Source organism: Bradyrhizobium sp. SZCCHNR1093 (assembly GCF_032381175.1).
Taxonomy (GTDB): Bacteria; Pseudomonadota; Alphaproteobacteria; order Rhizobiales; family Xanthobacteraceae; genus Bradyrhizobium.
Genome location: NZ_JAUHJJ010000002.1, coordinates 687204 through 710110, shown reverse-complemented (window position 1 = coordinate 710110; position 22907 = coordinate 687204). Strand labels below are relative to the sequence as shown.

Annotated in this window: 18 protein-coding genes and 1 pseudogene; 13 read left to right on the top strand and 6 right to left on the bottom strand. The window is 65.8% G+C overall.

The features are described 5' to 3' along the window. Window positions 1-239: 239 nt before the first annotated feature. Window positions 240-515, bottom strand: a complete 276-nt coding sequence (locus QX070_RS08905; RefSeq protein ID WP_315716622.1) for a YiaA/YiaB family inner membrane protein — start codon at window positions 513-515, stop codon at window positions 240-242. A gap of 60 nt (window positions 516-575) precedes the next feature. Then, window positions 576-1274: a PspA/IM30 family protein gene (locus tag QX070_RS08900; RefSeq protein ID WP_315736514.1), complete on the bottom strand. Its 699-nt coding sequence runs from the start codon at window positions 1272-1274 to the stop codon at window positions 576-578. Window positions 1275-1377: 103 nt separating this feature from the next. Between QX070_RS08900 and QX070_RS08895 the strand changes: the two genes are divergently transcribed. The 4 genes from QX070_RS08895 (at window position 1378) to QX070_RS08880 (ending at window position 6257) form a co-directional block, all read left to right on the top strand. Next, window positions 1378-1995, top strand: a complete 618-nt coding sequence (locus QX070_RS08895) for a TetR/AcrR family transcriptional regulator (RefSeq protein ID WP_315736513.1) — start codon at window positions 1378-1380, stop codon at window positions 1993-1995. A gap of 390 nt (window positions 1996-2385) precedes the next feature. After that, window positions 2386-4020, top strand: a complete 1635-nt coding sequence (locus QX070_RS08890) for an ABC transporter substrate-binding protein (RefSeq protein WP_315736512.1) — start codon at window positions 2386-2388, stop codon at window positions 4018-4020. A gap of 256 nt (window positions 4021-4276) precedes the next feature. Beyond that, the gene (gene trpS, locus QX070_RS08885; protein WP_315736511.1) at window positions 4277-5296 is read left to right on the top strand and encodes a tryptophan--tRNA ligase; all 1020 of its coding nucleotides are present in this window, start codon (window positions 4277-4279) and stop codon (window positions 5294-5296) included. A gap of 211 nt (window positions 5297-5507) precedes the next feature. Further along, a complete protein-coding gene (locus QX070_RS08880) occupies window positions 5508-6257 on the top strand; it encodes a Crp/Fnr family transcriptional regulator (RefSeq protein WP_315736510.1) in 750 nt (249 codons plus the stop codon). A 74-nt stretch (window positions 6258-6331) separates the two neighbouring features. Here QX070_RS08880 and QX070_RS08875 read toward each other — a convergent pair whose 3' ends face one another. Beyond that, the gene (locus QX070_RS08875) at window positions 6332-6631 is read right to left on the bottom strand and encodes a helix-turn-helix domain-containing protein (RefSeq protein ID WP_315736509.1); all 300 of its coding nucleotides are present in this window, start codon (window positions 6629-6631) and stop codon (window positions 6332-6334) included. Between the two features lie 450 nt (window positions 6632-7081). On the opposite strand from QX070_RS08875, the gene QX070_RS08870 reads away from it, so the two are divergent. Beyond that, complete coding sequence (locus tag QX070_RS08870) at window positions 7082-8356, top strand: sensor histidine kinase (protein WP_315736508.1); 1275 nt, start codon at window positions 7082-7084, stop codon at window positions 8354-8356. Between the two features lie 214 nt (window positions 8357-8570). After that, window positions 8571-8864, top strand: coding sequence for a hypothetical protein (locus tag QX070_RS08865; RefSeq protein WP_315736507.1), 294 nt, complete (start codon window positions 8571-8573; stop codon window positions 8862-8864). 83 nt (window positions 8865-8947) lie between these two features. On the opposite strand, the pseudogene QX070_RS08860 reads toward QX070_RS08865, so the two are convergent. Then, window positions 8948-9228, bottom strand: a pseudogene (locus QX070_RS08860) (NAD-dependent epimerase/dehydratase family protein); the annotation flags it as partial. 600 nt (window positions 9229-9828) lie between these two features. On the opposite strand from QX070_RS08860, the gene QX070_RS08855 reads away from it, so the two are divergent. Both QX070_RS08855 and QX070_RS08850 read left to right on the top strand, forming a co-directional pair. Further along, on the top strand, window positions 9829-10962 hold the full coding sequence (locus QX070_RS08855; protein ID WP_315736506.1) for an HlyD family secretion protein: 1134 nt from the start codon (window positions 9829-9831) through the stop codon (window positions 10960-10962). After that, window positions 10949-12574 carry an MFS transporter gene (locus QX070_RS08850; protein WP_315736505.1) on the top strand — a complete coding sequence of 542 codons (1626 nt, stop codon included), beginning with the start codon at window positions 10949-10951 and terminating at the stop codon, window positions 12572-12574. Before QX070_RS08855 ends, QX070_RS08850 begins: the two co-directional genes overlap by 14 nt. A 258-nt stretch (window positions 12575-12832) precedes the next feature. Here the strand turns inward: QX070_RS08850 and QX070_RS08845 are convergent, their stop codons facing one another. Both QX070_RS08845 and QX070_RS08840 read right to left on the bottom strand, forming a co-directional pair. Next, window positions 12833-14308: a M81 family metallopeptidase gene (locus QX070_RS08845; protein ID WP_315736504.1), complete on the bottom strand. Its 1476-nt coding sequence runs from the start codon at window positions 14306-14308 to the stop codon at window positions 12833-12835. 118 nt (window positions 14309-14426) lie between these two features. After that, window positions 14427-15041 (bottom strand): TetR/AcrR family transcriptional regulator, encoded by a 615-nt coding sequence (locus tag QX070_RS08840; protein ID WP_315736503.1) that lies wholly within the window; start codon window positions 15039-15041, stop codon window positions 14427-14429. A gap of 190 nt (window positions 15042-15231) precedes the next feature. Between QX070_RS08840 and QX070_RS08835 the strand changes: the two genes are divergently transcribed. The 5 genes from QX070_RS08835 to QX070_RS08815 all read left to right on the top strand — a co-directional run bounded on the left by QX070_RS08835 (window position 15232) and on the right by QX070_RS08815 (window position 22898). Beyond that, a complete protein-coding gene (locus tag QX070_RS08835; RefSeq protein ID WP_315736502.1) occupies window positions 15232-16470 on the top strand; it encodes an efflux RND transporter periplasmic adaptor subunit in 1239 nt (412 codons plus the stop codon). 245 nt (window positions 16471-16715) lie between these two features. Beyond that, the gene (locus QX070_RS08830; protein ID WP_315736501.1) at window positions 16716-19898 is read left to right on the top strand and encodes a multidrug efflux RND transporter permease subunit; all 3183 of its coding nucleotides are present in this window, start codon (window positions 16716-16718) and stop codon (window positions 19896-19898) included. Window positions 19899-20148: 250 nt separating this feature from the next. Further along, window positions 20149-20370, top strand: coding sequence for a hypothetical protein (locus QX070_RS08825; RefSeq protein WP_315736500.1), 222 nt, complete (start codon window positions 20149-20151; stop codon window positions 20368-20370). Between the two features lie 212 nt (window positions 20371-20582). Further along, window positions 20583-21698: an ABC transporter substrate-binding protein gene (locus tag QX070_RS08820; protein ID WP_315736499.1), complete on the top strand. Its 1116-nt coding sequence runs from the start codon at window positions 20583-20585 to the stop codon at window positions 21696-21698. 105 nt (window positions 21699-21803) lie between these two features. Continuing rightward, complete coding sequence (locus QX070_RS08815) at window positions 21804-22898, top strand: ABC transporter ATP-binding protein (protein WP_315736498.1); 1095 nt, start codon at window positions 21804-21806, stop codon at window positions 22896-22898. The last annotated feature ends 9 nt before the right edge of the window (window positions 22899-22907 follow it).

Here is a 22907-nt window from a genome sequence, read left to right as displayed (position 1 = left end):
AGAAACGGCTCGCCGAAGCCGTGCCGGAAGTTCACGACATACGCTCCGCGCCGTTAATTCATGATCATGACGCAGGACGGAGCGTCAGTGACGGTAAACGCAGGTTGAACGACCGCAAGCGGTGGACGCCATCGCATCCACCGCTTCCCGGCACGCGCGGAGTGTCCCCCTCACCGGATTGCATCTTCGATGCAATCCGGCCTCTGCCCGCAGGCGGGGAGAGGCGAGGAAACCGCTGCTCACGCCGCCTTCGACACCTCCATCAGCAGGCGCTCGGCGCGGGCGTCCTCGATGCGGTTGACGAGCTTGCCGCTCTCGTGGCGGTCACGCAGGGTCTTGGTCAGGGTGACGCAAGTCTGCACCAGCATGACGATGCCCATCGTCAGATAGCCCTTCATCCAGAGATCGATCGGCATGAAGAACACGCCGAGGGCGACGAGGAAAGCGGAGGCGGCGAACGAGGCGTAGGAGAAGGTGATGAAGGCGCTGCTGTGGGGCTGGGTGTTCTGGTTCATGGTCGGCTCCTATGATGACGATCAGGTTGGCTGATGCGTTTCGATCGGTGGTGACGAAATTCAGTTGGCCGGTGCAGTGCGGCCGGCTTTCAGCCGCGCCAGCACGTCGTCGGCGGTGGTCTTGATGCGCGGGCCAAAGCCCTGCTCGGCGAGCTTCTCGGCGGTGGTGATCGGCCCCGTCGCGGCATCGAGCTCCATCAGCGTCTCGTCGGCCGCCTGAGCCCCGATCTGCCGCTCGCGCAGCCGTTTCAGCGTCGCCTCGGCCTCGGGCAGCGTGCATTCGTAGGGACGCGCCGCCTCGATGCCGCCGCGGCGCAGATTGCGCACGGCCTCGGAGGCGCGCGCGATCCGCCGGCCGCGATCAAGCTCGGCAATGCGCGCCTCGGCGTTGGCGACATGCTTCTTCAGCCTGGTGATCTCGGTCGCGAACAGCGCCCGCGCCGTCCTGGCCGCGTCACGCTCGGCCTCGAGGCCAGCGATCGCCTGCGCCGCCTCGCGGGCCAGATCCTCGCGGCCGCCGTCGAGCGCTGCGGTGGCGCGCACCTCGAGATCGGTGATCCGCGCCAAGGTCGCCTCGAGCCGCTTGCCCTCCTGCTGGTCCTGCGCGATGGCCAGCGCCAGCGCGCGCTTGCTGCGATCGACGGCGGCCGCGGCGTCACGCAGCTGCTGATCCAGGATCACCAGTGCGGTACGGTCCTGCAGCTCCTCCTCCGCGACGGCCACGGTGCCCCGAAACAGCGTCAGAACAGTCTTGAACATTGTGAACTCCCTGTTATGAGCATTGCTCATATAGTTTCTTCTAGCGCAATCATGAGCGGCGCTCAAGGAATATTTTGAGCATCGCTCAATATTTTGGTTAACAATGTCCAAGACACTGGAAAGACGTGCAAAACAGCGCGAAGCCCTGATCGAGGCCGCCGAGCGGATGATCCGCACGCGGGGTCTCGTCGGTCTGAAGACGCGCGATCTCGCCCAGGAGATCGGCGTCGCCAATGGCGCGGTCTACAATCTCGTCGCCGATGTCGACGAGCTCGTGCTGATGGTTGGATCACGCACCCTGGCGCGGCTCGACGCGGAATTGTCGGCGGCCGAGAGCGCCGGGCCGCCGGGCCCCGAGGCTGCGCTGGTGCGCATCGCGACCGCCTATTGCGACTTCGCAGCCCACAATCTCGAGCTCTGGCGCGCGCTGTTCGAGCATCGCATGGCGCCTGAGAAGCCGCTGCCCGACTGGGCCATCGCCGACCAGATGCACCTGTTCCGTCACATCCACCAGCCGCTGGCGGCGTTGTTTCCGCAGCGCTCGTTCGACGACATCAGCGTCACCGCGCGCAGCCTGTTCTCGGCGGTCCACGGCATGGTCGCGCTCGGGCTGGAGCAGAAGCTGATCGCCGTTCCGCTCGCCGCCCTCCGCCAGCAGATCGCGACCATGGTGCAGGCGATGGTGACGGGACTGGTGGCGGAGGAGACGACCGGCCGGTGACGCGCAGCTTGGCGTCGCGCGCAGCGTCATCGGCCGCCTGACGCCAACGATCAAACACGACTGCTTCACGGCATTTCTCTCCTGCCTGCTGCGATAGCTAGTTGCTGCCCTGGCGGCGCGGCGCCCGCCTTGTTCAGCCGGAATTGACGGCGAGAACAAACAACCGCCCCATTGCTTCGCAGTATCATGCCGACGTTCGGACTTGTTCCAGACAACATGTCTGGAACCCCGATCCATCAGCACTCGATGACGAGTGTTGGTCTGTGTGACATGTGCAGATCTCGGCGCATGGCCACGCTCATCCGGCCGGCAGAACCTGCAGCGTATGACGGCCGCGCGATCAAGAAAAAACTCCAACGAGTCCATGACGCGCGAGCCAAGGGGAAAATCGTGAGACATCTGCGTGCGCCCAATGACGACCGCGATCCGCCATTCCCGTCCGGCTACGACGACGGCCGGCGTCCGCTGTATGAACAACCGTGGCGCGACGAGCACGATCGGCCTACCCCTGCTGAATTCGCGTCCCGTTACGGCGTGCAGGAGGTTCCTCCGCCGCCACGGGAACGGCGTCTCCTCGGCGCGTTGAGCATGATGGGGCTCGTGGCTGTTGCCGCGGGCGTGGCCGGCTTTGCAGCGACGAGACTTCCGACGCGGTGGACCGCTGCGCTCTCCGCCAAGAGCAGCGCGACGGTGACAACGACGGCAACAGTCCCGTCGCCGCCGGTCCAAGCCGCGCAGACCGTTGCGCCAGTCCAGGATACTCTCCGGACCGGAGCGCTCGCGAGCGCCGTCCCCGTCGTCACGCCGGATCAGAGCCTGCCGCTGAGGGAGGAGGACCGCGTGCCGAAGTTCGATACGCGGATGGCCAATGCCGCGTCGGCGCAGCCGACCAGCGCGCGGCCCCCGGTCCAGGGCGTGACGGATACCGAAATCAGCTTCGGAATGGCGGCGCCGTTCTCGGGTCCGGCCAGGGAGATGGGCCATCAGCTCAAGCTCGGCATCGACCTCGCCTTCGCGCAGGCCAACGAGGAAGGCGGCGTGCATGGCCGGCAGCTCAAGCTCTACACGGCCGATGATGCCTATGAGCCGACGCGGACGCTGAACGCGATGAAGGAGCTCTACGAGCAGCACAGGGTGTTCGGCTTCGTCGAGAACTACGGCAGTCCGACGGCCCTGATCTCGGTGCCGTACGCGCTCGAGCATCATGCGCTCTATTTCGGCGCCTTCACCGGCGCTCCTTCGCTCCGCCACGATCCGCCGGATCGCTACGTCTTCAACTACCGTGCCGGCTACGCCGAGGAAGCCCATGCGCTCGTGAACTATCTCGTCAAGAGCCGCAAGCTGCGTCCGCAGGAGATCGGAGTTCTCACCCAGCAGGATGCCTACGGCGACGCAGGGTGGGAGGGTGTCAGCAAGGCGATGCACGGGCTGCGCGGCGGCGTGGGCGACGCCTTCCGCATGAGCTACAGCCGCAACACCGTCAATGTCGACGAGGCCATCGCGCAACTGCGCCGGCAGAAGCATGCGATCAAGGCGGTGGTGCTGGTCGCCACCTTTCGCGCCGCGGCCAAGTTCATCGAGAAGACCCGCGACCTGTATCCGGACATGATCTACGCGACGATTTCGGGTGTCGGCAGCACCGGCCTCGCCAGTGAGCTGATGGTGCTTGGCCCGCGCTATGCGGACGGCGTCATCTGCACCCAGGTCACGCCGGCGGTCGACGGCTACGCGTCCGTCACCCTGAACTACAAGAAGGCGCTCGACAGATATTTCCCGGGAGAGCCGGCGGACTACTCGTCCCTGGAAGCCTATCTCACCGCCAACATCCTGATCGAAGGACTGCGTCGCGCCGGTCCCGCTGTCGACACCGAGTCGCTGGTCGATGTCCTCGAATCGATGCGGAATTACGAGCTGGGCGTTGGATCAAAGGTGAGCTTCGGCCCGTCCGACCACCAGGCGCTGCACAAGGTCTGGGGCACGCAGCTCGACAAGACCGGCCAGTATCACGCAATAGATCTCGAATAGGCTGAATGGCCTGGGCTCGCCGCTCCGTGCAGCGTGCATGAGCGGGTTGCTTTCATCGGCGCTTTCGGCCATATCGATCGCATGATCAAGACTGAGACCTTGCACGCGAACACGTGGTGGCGCTCCATCTAGGAGCGGCACGGCCTCGTCATTCATTCGCCCGTCGCCGCCGTTCATCGGCCTGCGACGCGGTTCTTGTCATCAACAGCATCGAAGAGCTCGATCGAGCGGCGGTTCTCACTTCTGGAGAACCACGATGCCTCTCTCAATGCCAGAACGTCCCGTCATCCTGACCGGCGACAGGACCACCGGCCCCCTGCACCTCGGCCACTATGTCGGCTCGCTGCAGAACCGCGTCGCGCTGCAATCGACGCATCGGCAATTCCTGCTGCTGGCCGATGCCCAGGCGCTGACGGACAACGCCCACGATCCGGGCAAGGTGAGCCGGAACATCCTGGAGATCGCGACCGACTATCTCGCCGTCGGCATCGACCCGGAGATGACGACCATCTGCCTGCAATCGCACCTGCCGGCGCTGGCCGATCTCACGCTGCTCTACATGAACTTCGTCACGGTGGCGCGGCTCGAGCGCAACCCGACCATCAAGGACGAGATCCAGACACGCGGCTTCGGCCGCGATATACCGGCCGGCTTCCTGTGCTATCCCGTCGCGCAGGCCGCGGACATCACCGCCTTCAGGGCGACCATCGTGCCGGTCGGCGAGGACCAGGCGCCGCTGATCGAGCAGACCAACGAGATCGTCCGCCGCATCAACCGCCAAGCGGGCACGGAGGTGCTCCCCGAGGCACGCGCGCTGATCCCGAGCGTCGGACGCCTGCCTGGCGTGGACGGCAAGGCCAAGATGAGCAAATCACAGGGCAACACGATTCCACTCTCCGCCACCGCGGACCAGATTCGCGATGCCGTCCGCCGCATGTTCACCGATCCCGGCCACGTCAGGGCCGCCGATCCGGGGCGTGTCGAAGGCAATGTCGTTTTTACCTATCTCGACGCGTTCGACGACGATCACGCGGCGGTCGCGGACCTGAAGGCGCGCTACGTCCGCGGCGGCCTCGGAGACAGCGTCGTGAAGCAGCGACTTGATGACGTGCTGCAGGCCGTGGTCGCGCCGATCCGCGACCGGCGGGCAGCGTTTGCGCGTGATCCCGACCATGTTCTCGAGATCGTCAGGCACGGCACCGAACTGGCGCGCACCGTCACCGATGCGACCTTGCGCGACGTACGCGAGGCGCTGGGTCTGTTTGCGCTGCATTAGCGGTGCGATGCTAATGCCTGATAACATGAATTAACTAATTCTCGCTCCGCTGCGTTACTGGAACACGAAACGGCTGCGCGTGTGCCGTCGAAATAGGCGCTGCGCTGTCAAGCGGCCGCGAAAGGCGCTATGCTGCGTTCGCGCCTGCCCAACTGTTATGCCGAGATCCGGTTTCGAAGTATTCAGCACTCGCGTTTCACCCGGAGAACACATGGCGAAGCGACCCATCGTAAAGCCGCCGACGGCCGCAAAGCCGCAGCCAAAGAAGCAGGCTTTCGATCCGGCGGTGTTCCTGAAGACCGAAGGCCCAGGCCGGACGATCGGGAAATACCGAAAGGACCAGCAGATCTTTTCCCAGGGCGGCCTCGCCGATGTGCTGTTCTATATCATCACGGGCACGGTCAAGATCGTCGTCCATTCCGAGCAGGGCAAGGAGGCGGTCATCGCGCTGCTCGGTCAGGACGATTTTTTCGGCGAGGGGTGCCTGGCCGGCCAGTCTCATCGGCTGTCGGCAGCGTCGGCCATCACGGACAGCGAAATCCTGCGGATCACCAAATCGGCCGCGATCAGCACCCTGCGTGAGCAGCCGGCGTTCTCCGAGGTGTTCGTTTCGCACATCCTCGCCCGCACGATCCGCGTCGAGGCCGATCTCATCGATCAGTTGTTCAATTCGAGCGAGAAGCGCCTTGCGCGGGCGCTACTGCTGCTGGCCAATTTCGGCAATGACGGCAAGCCGCAGCGGGTCATCGCGAAGGTCAGCCAGGAGATGCTGGCCGACATGATCGGCACCACCCGCTCGCGGGTCAGTCACTTCATGAACAAGTTCCGCAAGCTGGGCTTCATCGACTACAACGGCCATCTCGTGATCCACAACTCCCTGCTGAACGTGGTTCTGCACGATCAGCCGCATATCGCAGGCGTGAAGTCGGTTGAAGGCAAGGCTCCCCTCAAGAGCCTATGACCGTGCATCTCGAGTGACCGTGCATCTCGAGATCGAGCTGGCGCTGGCCCTGCTCGATCCGCGCCACCATCAAATCAATGCTGGCTGCGCACCGCCGTCGTGGGCGGCTGGAGAAATGCATCGAACCGCTGCTTGACGATGGCGTAGCATTCGCACGAGGCTTTCTCGAGGCCGGGCCGGTCGAGCACCTGAATGGTGTCGCGACGATAGCTGATCAGGCCGGCCGCCTGCATGGATTGCGCGGCAAGCGTCACCGACTTGCGATTGGCGCCGAGGATCTGCGACAGGAATTCATGCGTGTACGGAAGCACCGCCCCTTCGGCCCGGTCGTGCATCATCAGCAGCCATCGGCAGATGCGCTCGACGGGATCCATCTGTCACACGCCCCACGGCTCGCTGTCGGTGGGCCACACCACCGAGCGGAAAGAATTGCCGCCGAATGAGCGGATCTGGCCGACGCGCCAACCCGGCCTGCCGCCTGGCTCGCATAGGGCGGTCTCCGGTGATGAGGGTGCTGCCCCGCCCACTGAAAGGCTGGCATGAGCACGCCTCTCGCCACGGCATCAGTGCCCGCTCTCCGTGGAAGGTCCTCTGGATGAGCGCGCGGGGGGCACAGCGAGCGTCAGGTGCTACTGCCCGCGCCGGGGAGCCATTCTCCTCGATTCGGCTCCCGACGAATTGCGCTGCGGCAAACTGGACCCATGTTCGCTTTTGCTCAGACTCCGACCGGGAACAGCAACACAATAGTCTCATAATATCAAATTGTAAGGAAGAGAGCAGTGGGGAATTTGTAGTCGGAGTGCGTCCTGTTTTGGAGAATTCGCGTGTTGAGACATCAGAGCCAAGATACCGCTTTTCCGATCTTTCTCGAGCGGGCAGGCGTCCGGAATGACATACGCAGCTACAGGCTCATCCAACAATCTGTGCTCGCCGAATTCAGTCGTGCTGCATTGCAGACCCGCGATATCAACAGCGTTCTTCAGCGCGCCACCGCGCTCTGCGCCAAGGGCCTCAATGCACCGTTCACGATGGCGATGGAATTCGTGGCGGATGGCAAGAGACTGCTGGTCCACGCGGGTTACGGATGGCCGAGCCCGGTCGAGCAATCATCGTTCGTCGTGGACAGCGCCTCGCCTGCTGGCCGCGCCTTCCAGACAGGTCAAGCCATCATCACCAGTCGCGGCCCCCCTGATGGTCGCTTCGAGACACCGGGACTTCTTCCAGTAGACCGCGGCATCAAGACGTCGATCAGCGTCCGGATCGATCGCGGCGGACAAGGCGGCGGCTATTTCGGCGTGCTCCAGGTCGACAGTCCGGCCCCCCGCCGCTTCGACGAGGCAGACGTTGCCTTCCTCACTGCATTCGCCGACATCGTCGGGATTGCAATCGAGCGCCTGCATGAGGAGACGCGGCTCCGGGAAGCCTTGGACCATCAAGCCATGCTGACGCGCGAAATGGGCCACCGCGTCAAGAACAGCCTCGCATCCGTCGTGGCCATGCTCCGCGTCCAGTCGTTCGGGTCGCATTCGGCTGAAGCCAAGCGCGCCCTCGAAGACGCAGGATCGCGCGTGGCGGCCATTGCCCAGGTTCATGATCATCTCTCGCGGGCCTCGCAGATCGGCTTGATCGACGTCGACGTCTTCCTCAATGACTTCTGCAGCCGGCTGCAACGGGTCGCGGGAACGAATGTGCTGCGCTGCGACTCCGACCCGATACGGCTTTCGGCCAATCATGCCGTTCCTCTCGGCCTGCTGATCAATGAGCTGGTCAGCAACGCCGTGAAACATGCCTACCCCGGCCGGGAGGGGACGATCGACATCTCCGCCCGTGACATCGACGGCTGGCTGCACCTCAGCGTGTCCGACCATGGTGTCGGTCTGCCGGCCGATTTCGACATCGATCAGCCGCGCGCGAGCCTGGGGTTCCGGATGATCAAGGGGATGGTCGAGCAGCTCCGCGGCCGCCTCTCCGTCAGCGCCAACCAGTCAACCGGCACGCGTGTCCTGGTCGAACTGCCGATGATCCCCCGCAACGAAGGGATTGCACCCGCGGCAGCACTCGTCACCGCAGAGCGACCGGTGCTGGAGAAGACCCGGTGATCCCTTGGGCGATCATCATTCGCCAGCACGGCCGATGACGTGATCCTCGATGCGCCGCTGACAAGGCCGGCCGCTTTCTCGAACGGCAGCTCTTTGTCAATGCTCCTCGTCCACGTGCCGCTGGTGGCGACGAGCGCGCTACACGCTTCATGGTGAGACCACACCGCAAATCCGAACATGCGCGAGCCCGGCGGCATTTACCGGGCGGAAACCGTTGCTGGCGTTCAATGCGAGCATGGCACAGTTGCGCATGGAAGTTCGCGATTCGACCGGCACCATCCTGCCGGGCTATGGCGACGCATTCTTCGACCTCAGGCTCCCCGGCGATCACCGCCGCGTGGCGCGGACCCTGCTCCAGATCATTCGCGGCGACGATGTCCGCTCACCGGTGCACAGCGTCCACTTCTTCCGGGGCGCTTCCGAGATCGGCTGCTGGTCGGTCGACGACGAGCGCGCGGAGATGAGCTTCGTGGACCAGTTCGCGCACACGCCGCCCGCCGCGGCGTAACAGCTTCCCCGACGAGCTCAAGGCACGCGGCATCGGCCTCACGCGATCCGCGGGTGCGCGGTCTGGTGTCAGGTCCAGGCCGAGCGGATGATCGTGCCGTCATAGTCGGTGCCGAAAATCGCGAAGTCCGGCACATGGCCGAGGATCGCCGTCAGCGCCCGCGGGATCAGGTGCGTCTCGGGATCGCGCAGCTCACCGATCAGGCCTGACGCGTCGGCACCGCCGGCGTTGAAGTGCGGCGATGGCCGGTGGACAGATTGTCGTAGCAGACCGGCGCGTAGCCGGCCCCGGCGACAGCCTTGCAGCAATGAGCCCCGATGTAGCCGGCGCCGCCGGCAACCAGGATCGCTCCCTTGTGATCCATGCATGAAGGCCTTCTGATCAGCAAACGGCTGGATCGAGTCGCGGATGAGAAATGTGACCCAGCGGGGCGACCGCTGCAACCGGGCAGCGCGCGCCGGCCGGCGTCACCGACGACCGCTTGGCGGCAGGCCGCTCCGCGCTCTTAACGCTCTCGCACCCGGCCGGTCGTCCGATTGCGGTCAGGTGACGCCGAATAGCTGATGTCACGCGATGACAGCACGACATCTAGCCGTGAACAGACCTCGTACCGGGCTGCGCCGCTGATTCGGACGCGGTTCGTTCAAGCCACGTTCTGAACGTTAATGTGAGCGCGCACGACGTCGCATTCTGGGACATCATGCGCAGGCTGGCCGTGGCAGCGAGTCCAGCGCTGATGTCGTTGGCGCGATCCCGGCGCGGCGATCGCGGGCTGTGCCTGTGCTCAACCTGCTGGCCTGTTAGCTGGTTCATCACGGTCCGATCGCCCGCGGGTTCCGTTCGGCGCGCAGATGTCCATGCCCCGCGACGCATGGCTCACGACCCAGAGTCCAGGTGGCACGCGGCGCAGAATGGGGTACGAGTCGTCGGACTGATCAGCGTCGGCCGATGCGGGAGACGTCCCTTGAGTGAAACACCGAGCAACGTCGACGCGGCGGCGCGCGCTGCAGCGACGCCACCGCCCTCGTCCGCCGCGGCGCCCGGGCTCTCGGCGCGTCTCGGCATTCCGCTGCTTGCGGTGATCGCAGCGCTCGCCTTCGTGGCGCTCGCGACCACGCGCTGGAACGCCTGGACCGGCAACGCAACGACCCAGTCGACCAACGACGCCTATGTGCGCGCCGACCTGACGCAGCTCTCGAGCCGCGTGGCCGGCGAGGTGACGAAGGTCGCGGTCAGCGATTTCCAGCAGGTCAAGGCCGGCGACCTGCTGGTCCAGATCGATCCGGCCGACTACGAGGCACAGGTGTCGCAGGCCGAGGCCAATGTCGAGGCGGCACAGGCGGCGCTCGACAACCTCAGCAATCAGGTCGAGCTGCAATACGCAACCATCGCGCAGGCCGAAGCGCAGCAGGTCTCGGCCGGCGCGGCCGAGGTGCAGGCCAGGCAGGAGGAAGAGCGCCAGCAGTCGCTGTCGCAGAGCGAGGCAGGTACCAAGCAGCGGCTGGAACAGGCAACGGCCGCCTATGCCAAGGCACAGGCGGACGTGCGCGCGAGCCGCGCGGTGATCGCCGCGCAGCGTCATCAGCTCGAGGTGCTCACCGGCACCAAGAAGCAGCGCGGCGCCGATCTCGCCGGCGCCAAGGCCGCGCTGGCCGCCGCGCGGCTCAAGCTCGGCTACACCAGGATCACCGCGCCGTTCGACGGCGTCGTCGGGCAGCGCCAGGTCCAGGTCGGCGACTACGTCAATATCGGCAGCAGCCTGATCGCGGTGGTGCCGCTGCCGCATGTTTTCGTCATCGCCAACTACAAGGAAACGCAGCTCACCCATGTCGCGCCCGGCCAGCCGGTCGAGGTCACCGTGGACTCGTTCCCCGGCGAAAGCCTGCACGGCCGCGTCGAGCGGATCGCGCCGGCCTCCGGCTCGCAATTCGCGCTGCTGCCGCCCGACAATGCCACCGGCAATTTCACCAAGGTCGTACAGCGCATTCCGGTCCGCATCGCCCTCGACGGCGACCAGCCGCTGCTCGCGCGGCTGCTGCCGGGGATGTCGGTCGTGACCCACATCCGCACCGCCGGCCAGGCCGATGGCACCAAGTGAGACCGAGCGCGGACCGCTGTCGCGCGGCGGCCAGGCGGCGCATCCGCTGTTTGCCGTCGGCGCCGTCCTGCTCGGCTCGTTCCTGGCGAATTTCGACAGCCGGCTGACCTCGGTCGGCCTGCCCGATCTGCGCGGCGCGTTCTCGCTCGGTTTTGACGAGGGCGCCTGGCTGTCCACCGCGGCGATCGGCTCGCAGATCGTGATCGCGCCGGCCGTGGCGTGGCTCGCGACGGTGTTCGGTCTGCGCCGTGTGCTGGGTATTCCCAGCCTCATCTATGCGGTGCTGTCCCTGATCATTCCGTTCGTGCGCGACTATCCGATCTTGATCGCGCTCGCGATCCTGCACGGCATGCTGCTCGGCACCTTCGTGCCGGCCACCTTGATGATCATCTTCCGCAACCTGCCGATCCGCTGGTGGCTACCGGCCATCTCGATCTATGCGATCCGGGTCGGCTTCGCGCTGGATACCTCGACCTCGCTGGTCGGCTTCTATGTCGAGCATCTCGGCTGGCAGTGGCTGTACTGGCAGGGCGTCGTGCTGGCGCCGCTGATGGCGCTGATGGTCTATCTCGGCACCCCGGCCGAGCCCGTCAACCGCGCGCTGCTCGAGAACGCCGACTGGGGCGGGATGCTGTTGCTCGGCAGCGCCGTGGCGATGATCTATGCCGGTCTCGACCAGGGCAACCGGCTCGACTGGCTGCAATCGGGCACGGTGATGGCGCTGCTGTGCGGCGGCGCCGCGCTGTTCGTCCTGTTCCTCGTCAACGAGGCGCTCGCCCCGCAGCCATGGGCGCATTTCAACGTGCTGTTCTCGCGCAACATCGGGCTGTCGCTGGTGGTGATCCTGCTCTACACGCTGACCAGCCTCTCGAATGCGTCGCTGGTGCCGAACTTCCTCGCTACCATCACGCAGTTGCGGCCGGAGCAGAGCGGCTCGTTGCTCTTGATCTACGGCGCGCTGCCGATGGTCGTGCTGGTGCCGCTGTCGATCGTCCTGCTTCGCCATCTCGATCCTCGCATCGTCGTCGTGCTCGGTCTCAGTGCCTTCGCGGCGGCCAATCTGCTCGGCACCCAGATCACCCATGCCTGGGCGCGCGAGGATTTCATCGTCATCGTCGTGCTGCAGTCGATCGGACAGGCCCTGACCTTGCTTCCGATCATCATCCTCGCGCTGTCGAATTCCGATCCGGCGCGGGCGACGTCCTTTGCGGCCTATATCCAGGTGATGCGGCTCGGCGGCGCCGAAATCGGCGTCGCCCTGATGGGAACGTGGCTGCGGGTGCGCGAGCAGGTGCATTCGGCCTATCTCGGCCCCAACATCCGGAGCGGCGATCTCGACGTCGCACGCGCATTGCAACGGTTGACCGGCTATTTCGCCGCGCATGGCGGCGGCCAGGCCAAGGCCCGCGCCGTCGGGACCTTGGCCGCGCAGGTGCAGCGCGAGGCCAACGTGCTCGCTTATCTCGACGCGTTCTGGCTGTGCTTCTGGCTGGCGATCGCCGCGCTCCTGCTGGTCGCCCTGATCACGCGCGCGCCGCCGGGGCCATTCGCGCCGATACCGATCGGTCTGAGGGCGGCGTGGATGCGACGGTTCGGATCGTCGACGACGTGAGCGAGCCCGACCCCGCATGCGGGGTCGTAGCTTCCTCTCCAACAACGCCGGCGCGCCTCAGCGCCTTTAACCTTCTGGCGAAAGCCGAGCCGCGCGATCAGAATCGCTGGCGCTGCATGTTGCGCGCCATCTCCGAGCGATACGACATCTAGCCGTGAACAGATTTCAAACCGTGTCTCGCAAGCGATTCGGACGCGGTTCGTTCCAGCCGCGTTCCGAACCTTAACAGCGGCACGGTGAGCGTCGCATTCTGGGACATCATGCTCGCGATGGTTGTGGCAACTCATCGAGCGGCCATTTCGGACGCTTGATCTTCTTGTAGGGCAACGTCGTCACGTCGCGCGCGACCACGCCGGGCGCATCGACCATGATGATGTCGGCCGCGATCGGCGCAAATGCCGCGCGGAAATGCTGGGCGGATTTCACCACGACGAGCTTGCGCGTGGCAGGATCGCAGCCGAGCTGCGTGAAGAAGTCGGTGCCGAACGCCTGGCAGCGGAACGTCGTGATCACGACCTCGACGCCATTGCTCCCGATCAACGCGCAATCGCCGAGCTTGGCGGGCGTGCCGGCAAGGCCTGTCATCACCATGTTCTCCTTCAGCGCCTTGATCTCCCAGGTCGCATCGACCGGATCACCCGACAGCGGACCGATCTTGCCGCCGATCCGCAGCGGCAGCTTGGCGCCAACGCCGGCATCGAAGGCGATGCGCACCGCGATCGGATCCCAGAGTGGACCGAGGCAGGCATTGCCGATGTTGCGGTCGAGCAGCCGGCGCAGGATGAACGTGGAATCGCCGGGCGCACCGCCGCCGGGATTGTCGCTGGCATCGCCGAGCACGATGGTGCCGTCTGTCGCCAAGGCCTGGTCAAGCGCGGCATCGACGGCGGGCATGCGCTCGGTCACCGCCTCGCGCATGCCGATCAGTTCGTCCGCAAGGCGGCGTGCCAGCGCCTTCGCCCTGACACCATCCGGATCGACGGCGGCATCGCTGTAGACCAGCACCTTGGTGCCCATGTCAGGCGTGTCGCCCCAGCCGAAGCCGTGCACGATCGAGACCGAGACGATGCCGTCCTTGCCTTCGAGCGCGGTGATGCGGTCGACGAAGCTGCGCACCGGCTCGCGCGTGGTGTGCAGGGTGACGATCATGTCGGTGTCGACCAGGGCCTTCTGCAGCTTCAGCCGCTTCTCGGCGATCTCGGTGCAATGCTTCACCAGATCCTGCGCGCGCTCGAGGATGTCGGTGTGCGGATATTCCTTCCAGCAGATCAGCAGATCGGCGCTTCTGACCATCAGCTCGCTCATGTGAACGTGGGGGTCGAGCGTCGCACCGATGACCACATCGGGCCCGACGATCTCGCGGATGCGCGCGAGCAGCTCACCCTCGCAATCATCGTAGCCGTCGGCGATCATCGCGCCGTGCAGGCCGATCAACGCCATGTCGATCGGCAGTGCAGCCTTGAGATCGGCGAGGATCTGATCGCGCAGGGTCTCGAACGCGGCGCGGGTGACCAGCCCGTTGGGCACCGCCGCAGCCACCAGCCCTTCGATCAGCGTCCAGCCCTTGGACGGCCCGACCTGGCGCGCAGCCCATAGCGGCCCGCCATGCATCTGCATCTTGTCCGGATGCTGGCCGGCCGGGAAGTAGGCGCGCTCATGGAAGGTCGCGAGCCCCGTGGGCATCGGCGCGAAGGTGTTGGTCTCGGTGGCAAGGGCGGCGGAGAAGACACGCATGGAGGGGAGGCTCTTGGTTCGCGCGAGGGACGAGGATGCGGCGCAGGGGACCGCATCGCGTCCATCAGCACAAGCCGGCAGGAAGGAAGAGCGCCCGTCGCCCAGCGCATGAGCGGCGTCAGACCGCCCTCTCAAACGCGACCGACTGATCCTCGATCGCCTTGATCGCGACCAGCGCGACCTGCGTCAGCGCCTCGCGGTCGGCGCCTGACGACGCCATCACGCTCATGCCGGTGATGACGGCCGAGACATAGCGGGCGAGCGCCGCAGGGTCGGCGGTGGCAGCCAGATCGCCTTCGCCCTTTGCGCGATCGAAACGCTGCCGGAGCTGCGCCTCGGTCTGCGCACGGCGGGCAGCGAGCTCGAACGGCACATTGGCCGAGCCGGAGCCGCAGGCGAGACCGCCCTGCACCAGCAGGCAGCCGGGCGGATTGGACGGATCGGTCTGTTTCTCGGCGACGCCCATCAGCATCCGCGCGGTGACCTCGCGGGCGGTCGGCGCACTCAGCACCTCGTCCATCCAGGCCTCCCGTCGCGCCGTGTAGCGGTCGAGCGCGGCCCTGAGCAGGGCCTCCTTGCTGCCGAACGCGGCATAGAGGCTGGGCGGGTTGATGCCCATGGCGTCGGTGAGCTGGGCGATGGTGGCGCCTTCATAGCCATGGCGCCAAAACACCTCCATCGCCTGGTCCAGCGCGGTGTCGCGATCGAAAGTCCGGGGCCGTCCGATGCCCATGTGCAAAACTCCTGTTCCGTCTCCGCCCCGTCCGATTTCTTATCTAGTTGTTATTGAACGCGATTTCTTTGATCTGGCGCAGTCGCCGAAAGTCGGGCTACTATTTTCGTAGCATCCGTTACATAAGTCTCTTGCGAACCGGTTGCCAGCGCCACATTTGTAGCGAGCACTACAAAACTGGAGCGCGCCAATGCCTTCGCCCGAAATTCGTTCCTCCGGCCGCCTGAAGCGGTGGCTGAGCACCGTCGCCGCCGCTGGCCTGCTGATTGCCGCCGGATCCTATGCCGGCTCCCGTTATTTCAACTTCAGTTCCGCGCCGAATGCAGCCCGCGCTGCGGCCTCCGAACAGGCCGTCGCCGTTACGGTTGCCGTGGTCGAGCCGCGAAAGGCGAGCCTGTGGGACGAATTCTCCGGCCGGCTCGAAGCCGTCGAGCGGGTCGAGATCCGGCCGCGGGTGGCCGGTGCCATTCTCGGCACCAATTTCACCGAGGGCTCGCTGGTCAAGGCTGGCGACGTCCTCTTCAAGATCGACCCGGCGCCCTACGCAGCCGAGGTCGACCGGGCGCAGGCGCAGCTGGAAGCGGCGCGCGCCCGCGCCGCCTTCGCTGCCAACGAACTGGAGCGCGGCGCGCAGCTGGTCGGCAATTCGATCGTGACCAAGCGCGATTACGACCAGCGCGACAACGGCAATCGCGAGGCGATCGCCAACGTCAAGGCCGCCGAGGCGACCTTGCAGACGGCCAAACTCAACCTCGACTACACACAGGTGCGGGCGCCAGTCGACGGCCGGGTCGGCCGGATCGAGGTCACCGTCGGCAACCTCGTCGCCGCCGGCTCGGCCTCGCCGGTGCTGACTTCGCTGGTGTCCGTCAATCCGATCTATGCGAGCTTCGACGCCACCGAAGAGCTGGTGTTGCGCGCATTGTCGGCGATCGCCGATGGCTCGGGCAAGCGCGGCAATCTCGACCGCATCCCCGTCGAGATGACGACGTCGGGCGGTATCACGGCATCCGGCCACATCCAGTTGATCGACAATCAAGTCAACGGGCAGAGCGGCACGATCCGCGTCCGCGCCGTGTTCAAGAACGAGGACGGCCGGCTGATCCCCGGCCAGTTCGCGCGCGTGCGCATGGGCCAGCCGCAGCAGCAATCGCTGGTGCTGCTCGACGAGCGCGCCATCGGCACCGACCAGGACAAGAAATTCGTGATGGTGGTCGGTGACGACGAGCGCGCTGTCTATCGCCCGGTCAGCCTCGGCGGCAGCGTCGACGGCCTGCGCATCATCTCCGCCGGTCTCAAGCCCGGCGAGCGCGTCGTCGTCAACGGCCTTCAGCGGGTGCGGCCGGGTGCGTTGTTGAAGACGCAGGTGGCCGCGATGGGCGCACGCGGTGGGGCGGCCTCTGACAACAAGCAACTGGCGCAGCGCTGATCGTCATTGAGGCCCGGCTGTCCGCGACCACCACAACTGTCGTCCCCGCGAAAGCGGGGACCCATAACCACCGGCCCTGCTTGTCGACCAAGGAAGATGACCCGCAGTCTTTTTCACCAATTGGCCGTCCGCGGTATGGGTCCCGGCGTTCGCCGGGACGACACCGGATGTGAGGCGGCAGCGAGCCAAACAGGCCAAGCGAAATCCACACTACACGCTGACATCTCCCGACCACGGGGCCTCCCATGAACCTCTCCAAATTCTTCATCGACCGGCCGATCTTCGCAGGCGTGCTGTCGACGCTGATCTTCCTCGGCGGCTTGATCGCGCTGTTCTCCATGCCGATCTCCGAATACCCCGACGTCGTGCCGCCCTCTGTCGTGGTGCGCGCGACCTATCCCGGCGCCAATCCGAAGGTGATCGCCGAGACGGTGGCGACGCCGATCGAGGAGCAGATCAACGGCGTCGAGAACATGCTCTATATGAGCAGCCAGGCGACCACCGACGGCGCGATGACGCTCACGGTCACCTTCAAGCTCGGCACCGATCCGGACAAGGCCACGCAGTTGGTGCAGAACCGCGTGCAGCAGGCCGAGCCGCGGCTGCCCAATGTCGTGCGCCAGCTCGGCGTCATCACCAAGAAGAGCTCGCCCGACCTCACCATGGTCGTGCATCTGATCTCGCCGAACGGCCGCTACGATACGACGTACCTGCGCAACTACGCGGTGCTCAACGTCAAGGACCGGCTGGCGCGCATCGACGGCGTCGGCGACGTGCAGCTGTTCGGCGCCGGCGACTATTCGATGCGGGTCTGGGTCGATCCGCAGAAGGCGGCCGAGCACGGCCTGTCGGCGTCCGACATCGTCAAGGCGATCCAGGCGCAGAACGTCGAAGCCGCGGCCGGCGTGGTCGGCGCATCGCCCAGCGTCAAGGGGCTCGACCTGCAGCTCTCGGTCAATGCCGAGGGCCGGCTGTCGAACGAGGACCAGTTCGCCGACATCGTCGTGAAGACCGGCGCCCATGGCGAGATCACGCGGCTGCGCGACGTCGCGCGCATCGAGCTCGGCGCCTCGGAATATGGACTGCGCTCGCTGCTCGACAACAAGCAGGCGGTGGCGATCCCGATCTTCCAGGCGCCCGGCTCCAACGCGCTGCAGATCTCCGACAACGTCCGCGCCACCATGGCCGAGATCAAGAAGACGATGCCGGAGGGCGTCGAGTATCACATCGTCTACGATCCGACCCAGTTCGTGCGATCCTCGATCGAGGCCGTCGTGCACACGCTGTTCGAGGCGATCGTGCTGGTCGTGATCGTGGTCATCCTGTTCCTGCAGACCTGGCGCGCCTCGATCATCCCGCTGCTGGCGGTGCCCGTCTCGATCGTCGGCACCTTCGCGGTGATGCACCTGTTCGGCTTCTCGATCAACGCGCTCAGCCTGTTCGGCCTGGTGCTCGCCATCGGCATCGTCGTCGACGACGCCATCGTCGTGGTCGAGAACGTCGAGCGCAACATCGAGAGCGGCCTGTCGCCCCGCGACGCCACCTACCAGGCGATGCGGGAGGTGTCGGGACCGATCATCGCGATCGCGCTGGTGCTGGTCGCCGTGTTCGTGCCGCTCGCCTTCATCTCCGGCCTCACGGGACAGTTCTACAAGCAGTTCGCGCTGACGATCGCGATCTCGACCGTGATCTCCGCCGTCAACTCGCTGACCCTGTCGCCGGCGCTGTCGGCGCTGCTGCTCAAGGGCCACCACGAGCCGAAGGACCGCCTCACCCGCATCCTCGACAAGAGCCTCGGCTGGTTCTTCCGCGGCTTCAACCGCGCCTTCGTCCGCGCCTCCGACAATTACAGCGGCAGCGTGTCGAAGGTGATCACCGGCAAGGCCGCGGTGATGATCCTCTACGTCCTCCTGGTCGGCGCCACAGCCGTGCTGTTCAAGCAGGTGCCGGGCGGCTTCGTGCCCGGCCAGGACAAGCAGTATCTGGTCGGCTTCGCCCGACTGCCCGATGGCGCCACGCTCGACCGCTCCGAGGAGGTCATCCGCAAGATGAGCGACATCGCGCTGACCCAGCCCGGTGTCGAGAGCTCGGTCGCCTTCCCCGGCCTGTCGATCTCCGGCTTCACCAACTCCTCCAATGCCGGCATCGTGTTCTCGACCTTGAAGCCGTTCGACGAGCGCAAGGATCCGTCGCTGTCCGGCGGCGCGCTGGCGATGGAGCTCAACAAGAAATATGCGGGCATTCAAGACGCCTTCATCGCAATGTTCCCGCCGCCGCCGGTCAACGGCCTCGGCACGATCGGCGGCTTCAAGCTGCAGATCGAGGACCGCGCCGGGCTCGGCTATGAGGCGCTCAACGACGTCACCAAGGCGTTCATGGCGGGCCTGCAGAAGTCGCCGGAGATCGCCGGCGTGTTCTCGAGCTTCCAGGTCAACGTGCCGCAACTGTTCGCCGACATCGACCGCACCAAGGCGCTGCAGCTCGGCGTGCCCGTGACCGAGGTGTTCAACACCCTGCAGATCTACCTCGGCTCGTACTACGTGAACGACTTCAACAAGTTCGGCCGCACCTATTCGGTGCGCGTGCAGGCCGACGCGCCGTTCCGCGCCCGTGCCGACGATATCCGCCAGCTCAAGGTGCGCTCCGCCTCCGGCGACATGGTGCCGCTGTCGGCGCTGCTCAACGTGCGACAGAGCGCAGGTCCCGAACGCGCCATCCGCTACAACGGCTTCCTGTCGTCGGATATCAACGCGGCAGCGGCGCCCGGCTTCTCCTCGGGCCAGGCGCAGGCGGCGGCGGAGCGGGTCGCGGCCGAGGTGCTGCCGCCGGGCTTCGCCTTCGAATGGACCGACCTGACCTACCAGGAGTTCATCGCCGGCAATTCGGGCCTGTGGGTGTTTCCGCTCGCGATCCTGCTGGTGTTCCTGGTGCTGGCCGCGCTGTACGAGAGCCTCACCTTGCCGCTCGCGATCCTGATGATCGTGCCGATGGCGCTGCTGGCGGCGATGTTCGGTGTCTACCTCTCGAAGGGCGACAACAACATCTTCACCCAGATCGGCCTGATCGTGCTCGTCGGCCTCTCCGCCAAGAACGCGATCCTGATCGTCGAATTCGCGCGCGAGCTCGAATTCGCCGGGCGCACGCCGCTGCGCGCTGCGATCGAGGCCAGCCGGCTCCGGTTGCGCCCCATCCTGATGACGTCGATGGCCTTCATCATGGGCGTGCTGCCGCTGGTGCTATCGACCGGTGCAGGCTCGGAGATGCGGCGGGCGATGGGCGTCGCGGTGTTCTCCGGCATGATCGGCGTCACCGTGTTCGGCCTGTTCCTGACGCCCGTGTTCTACGTGCTGCTGCGAACGCTGACCGGCATGAAGCCGCTGACCCAGCACGGCGGCCACGGCACGGTGGCAGCGCAGCCTGCGGAGTAAACGGCATGTGAACAAGCATGATGTCGGACGCGGAGAAACGCAATTGTCTCTTGTTTCGTAGAGGCAAGTGACAGTCGGCGTCCTCATCACGCTTCCCCGATGATCCGGGGCACGATCAATTCTCAGCGACTGTGAACTGGATCACAGACCAGCGCAGCGGAATGGAGGACGCCAACTCCAGCACGTTGCGCCGACCCGGCGGCCTGTCCCGCACCAGGCCGCCGGGTCATTCGACCGAAGGAGTTGCAACATGGATTTTTTGAATCATCTCGTCGCCGCCAGGCTGAAGAAGACGGCAAAGGGTTTTGAACGCATCGGCGCACACGGTGCAGCGCGGCGGCTGCCGGCTCCGACCCGTGCACGGGCGACGAGCAGACCGGCGCTCGGCCTCGTCGTCGACAATTCGGCGGAGAGCGAACCGGTGCCGGCGCTTGCCTGCCCGGACGATCAAGGCTGCAGCGCCGGATTGTAGGGCCGCAAGCCCCCAACGCGTCCCCAGGCGTGAACCCGGCCGGACCAGGCCAGGCGCCGGCAGCGGACGATCTCAACACGCCCTGCCGCGGCGCGGCCGAGCCGCCGCTAGCGCCAAAATGGCATCATCTCACGATCAAAACTCGCGCTTGCCACGGCTGGGAACAGCCGATAGCTTTTTTGAACCTTTCAAAGCGCGACGGATCATCGAGCATGTTTTCACGGCGGACCAGCCCCACGGGTGTGAAGGTGTCGAACGGAACGGGTCGGGCGACGCCACGCGCGGCCCTCACCGTCTCGAAGACGGTGCTGGTGGCTGCGGCAGCCGTGCTGAGCCTCGCCGCGGCGGCGCAGGCGCGCGATCTCACGGTGGTGTCGTGGGGCGGCAACTATCAGGACGCGCAGCGCAAGATCTACTTCCAGCCGTTCGCCGCCAAGCTCGGCGCCACCGTGCTCGACGAGAGCTGGGACGGCGGCTACGGCGTGCTGCAGGCCAAGGTGAAGGCCGGGGTGCCGAACTGGGATGCGGTGCAGGTCGAGGCCGAGGAGCTCGAGCTCGGCTGCAGCGACGGCATCTATGAGAAGATCGACTGGAGCAAGATCGGCGACAAGAAAGGCTTCATCCCGGCCGGCGTGAGCGATTGCGGCGTCGGCGCCATCGTCTGGTCGACGGGCATGTCGTATGACGGCGACAAGATCAAGGACGCGCCGAAGACGTGGGCGGACTTCTGGGACACGGCGAAGTTTCCCGGCAAGCGCGGCCTGCGCAAGGGCGCCAAATACACGCTCGAATTCGCGCTGATGGCCGACGGCGTGCCGGCGGCCGACGTCTACAAGATGCTGAAGACCAAGGAGGGCGTCGACCGCGCCTTCAAGAAGCTCGACGCGCTGAAGGCCGACATCGTGTGGTGGGAGGCCGGTGCGCAGCCGTTGCAGCTGTTGTCGTCCGGCCAGGTCGCGATGACCTCGGTCTATAACGGCCGCATCAGCGCCATCAACCGCACGGAGGGCAAGCATTTCGGTTTCGTGTTTCCGGGCAGCATCTACGCGGTCGACAGCTGGGTGGTGCTGAAGGGCTCGCCGAACAAGGATGCCGCGATGAACTTCATCGCGTTTGCGAGCCAGGCCGAGAACCAGGCCAAGCTGCCCGAATACATCGCCTACGGCCTGCCGAACATCGCCGCCGCCAAGCTGGTGCCGGAAAAATTCGCCGCCGAGTTGCCGACGACCCCCGATAATCTCAAGCAGGCGATCGCGCTCGACGTCGGCTTCTGGACCGACAATTCGGAAGAGCTGTCGAAGCGCTTCAACGCCTGGCTGGCGCGCTGAGGCTCGCCGCATCAGCAAACCGGGCGCGCGATGATCGTCGTCGCGACGCGCGCCTGCCCTCCTCGTGCATGAGTCCCGGCGAGGTCCGCGCCGAAAGCCTCCGTCATGGATACCCCCTTCATCTCGTTCCGGCAGGTGGTCAAGCGCTTCGCTGCGCTGACCGTGGTCGACGATCTCGATCTCGATATCGCGCGCGGTGAGTTCGTCGCCCTGCTCGGGCCCTCCGGCTCCGGCAAGACCACGCTCTTGATGATGCTCGCCGGCTTCGAGCAGCCGACCAGCGGCACGATCGAGGTCGGCGGCGCCAGGGTCGACGGGCTGCCGCCGCACAAGCGCAACATGGGTGTGGTGTTCCAGAACTACGCGCTGTTCCCGCATATGAGCGTGCGCGACAACATCGCCTTTCCGCTCAAGATGCGCGGCACGTCCAAGCCCGAGATCGCGCAGCGCGTCGCCCGCGTGCTCGACATGGTCAAGCTGTCGACCATGGCCGAGCGCAAGCCGGCGCAGCTGTCCGGCGGCCAGCAGCAGCGCGTCGCGCTTGCCCGCGCCCTGGTGTTCGAGCCGCAGGTGGTGCTGATGGACGAGCCGCTCGGCGCGCTCGACAAGAAGCTGCGCGAGCAGATGCAGCTCGACATCCGCGACCTGCACCGCCGGCTCGGCCTCACCATCGTGTTCGTCACCCACGATCAGGACGAGGCGCTGACGATGTCCGACCGCATCGCCGTGTTCAACCACGGCAGGATCGAGCAGATCGGCCGGCCGCGCGAGATCTACGAGCTGCCGCGCACGCCGTTCGTGGCGGAGTTCATCGGCGAAACCAACCTGCTGACCTGCCAGGTCGATGAGCACGCCGGCGAAGCCGTGCGGTTGACCACGGACTCCGGGCTGTCCTTGTCGGCGCATTCTGGCGTCGTACGCGGCGACGGCGGCAAGGTGCAGGTTTCGATCCGCCCGGAGGCGATCCGGATCAACGATCATGCTGCGGCGACGGCGAACCGTCTCACCGCCCGCATCCTCGATGCCGTCTATTTCGGCGACCACGTGCGGCTCGTGGCGTCAGTCGGCGAGCAGCGGCTGATCATCAAGGGCGACCGCATGAGCGAGGCGGCGGAGGTCGGCCGCGACGTGGCGCTGTCATTCGCGGCGTCGGATGTCTGGGTGGTGGGATCATGCGACCAGACCTCGCCCAGCGCCTGAAGGCGGCCC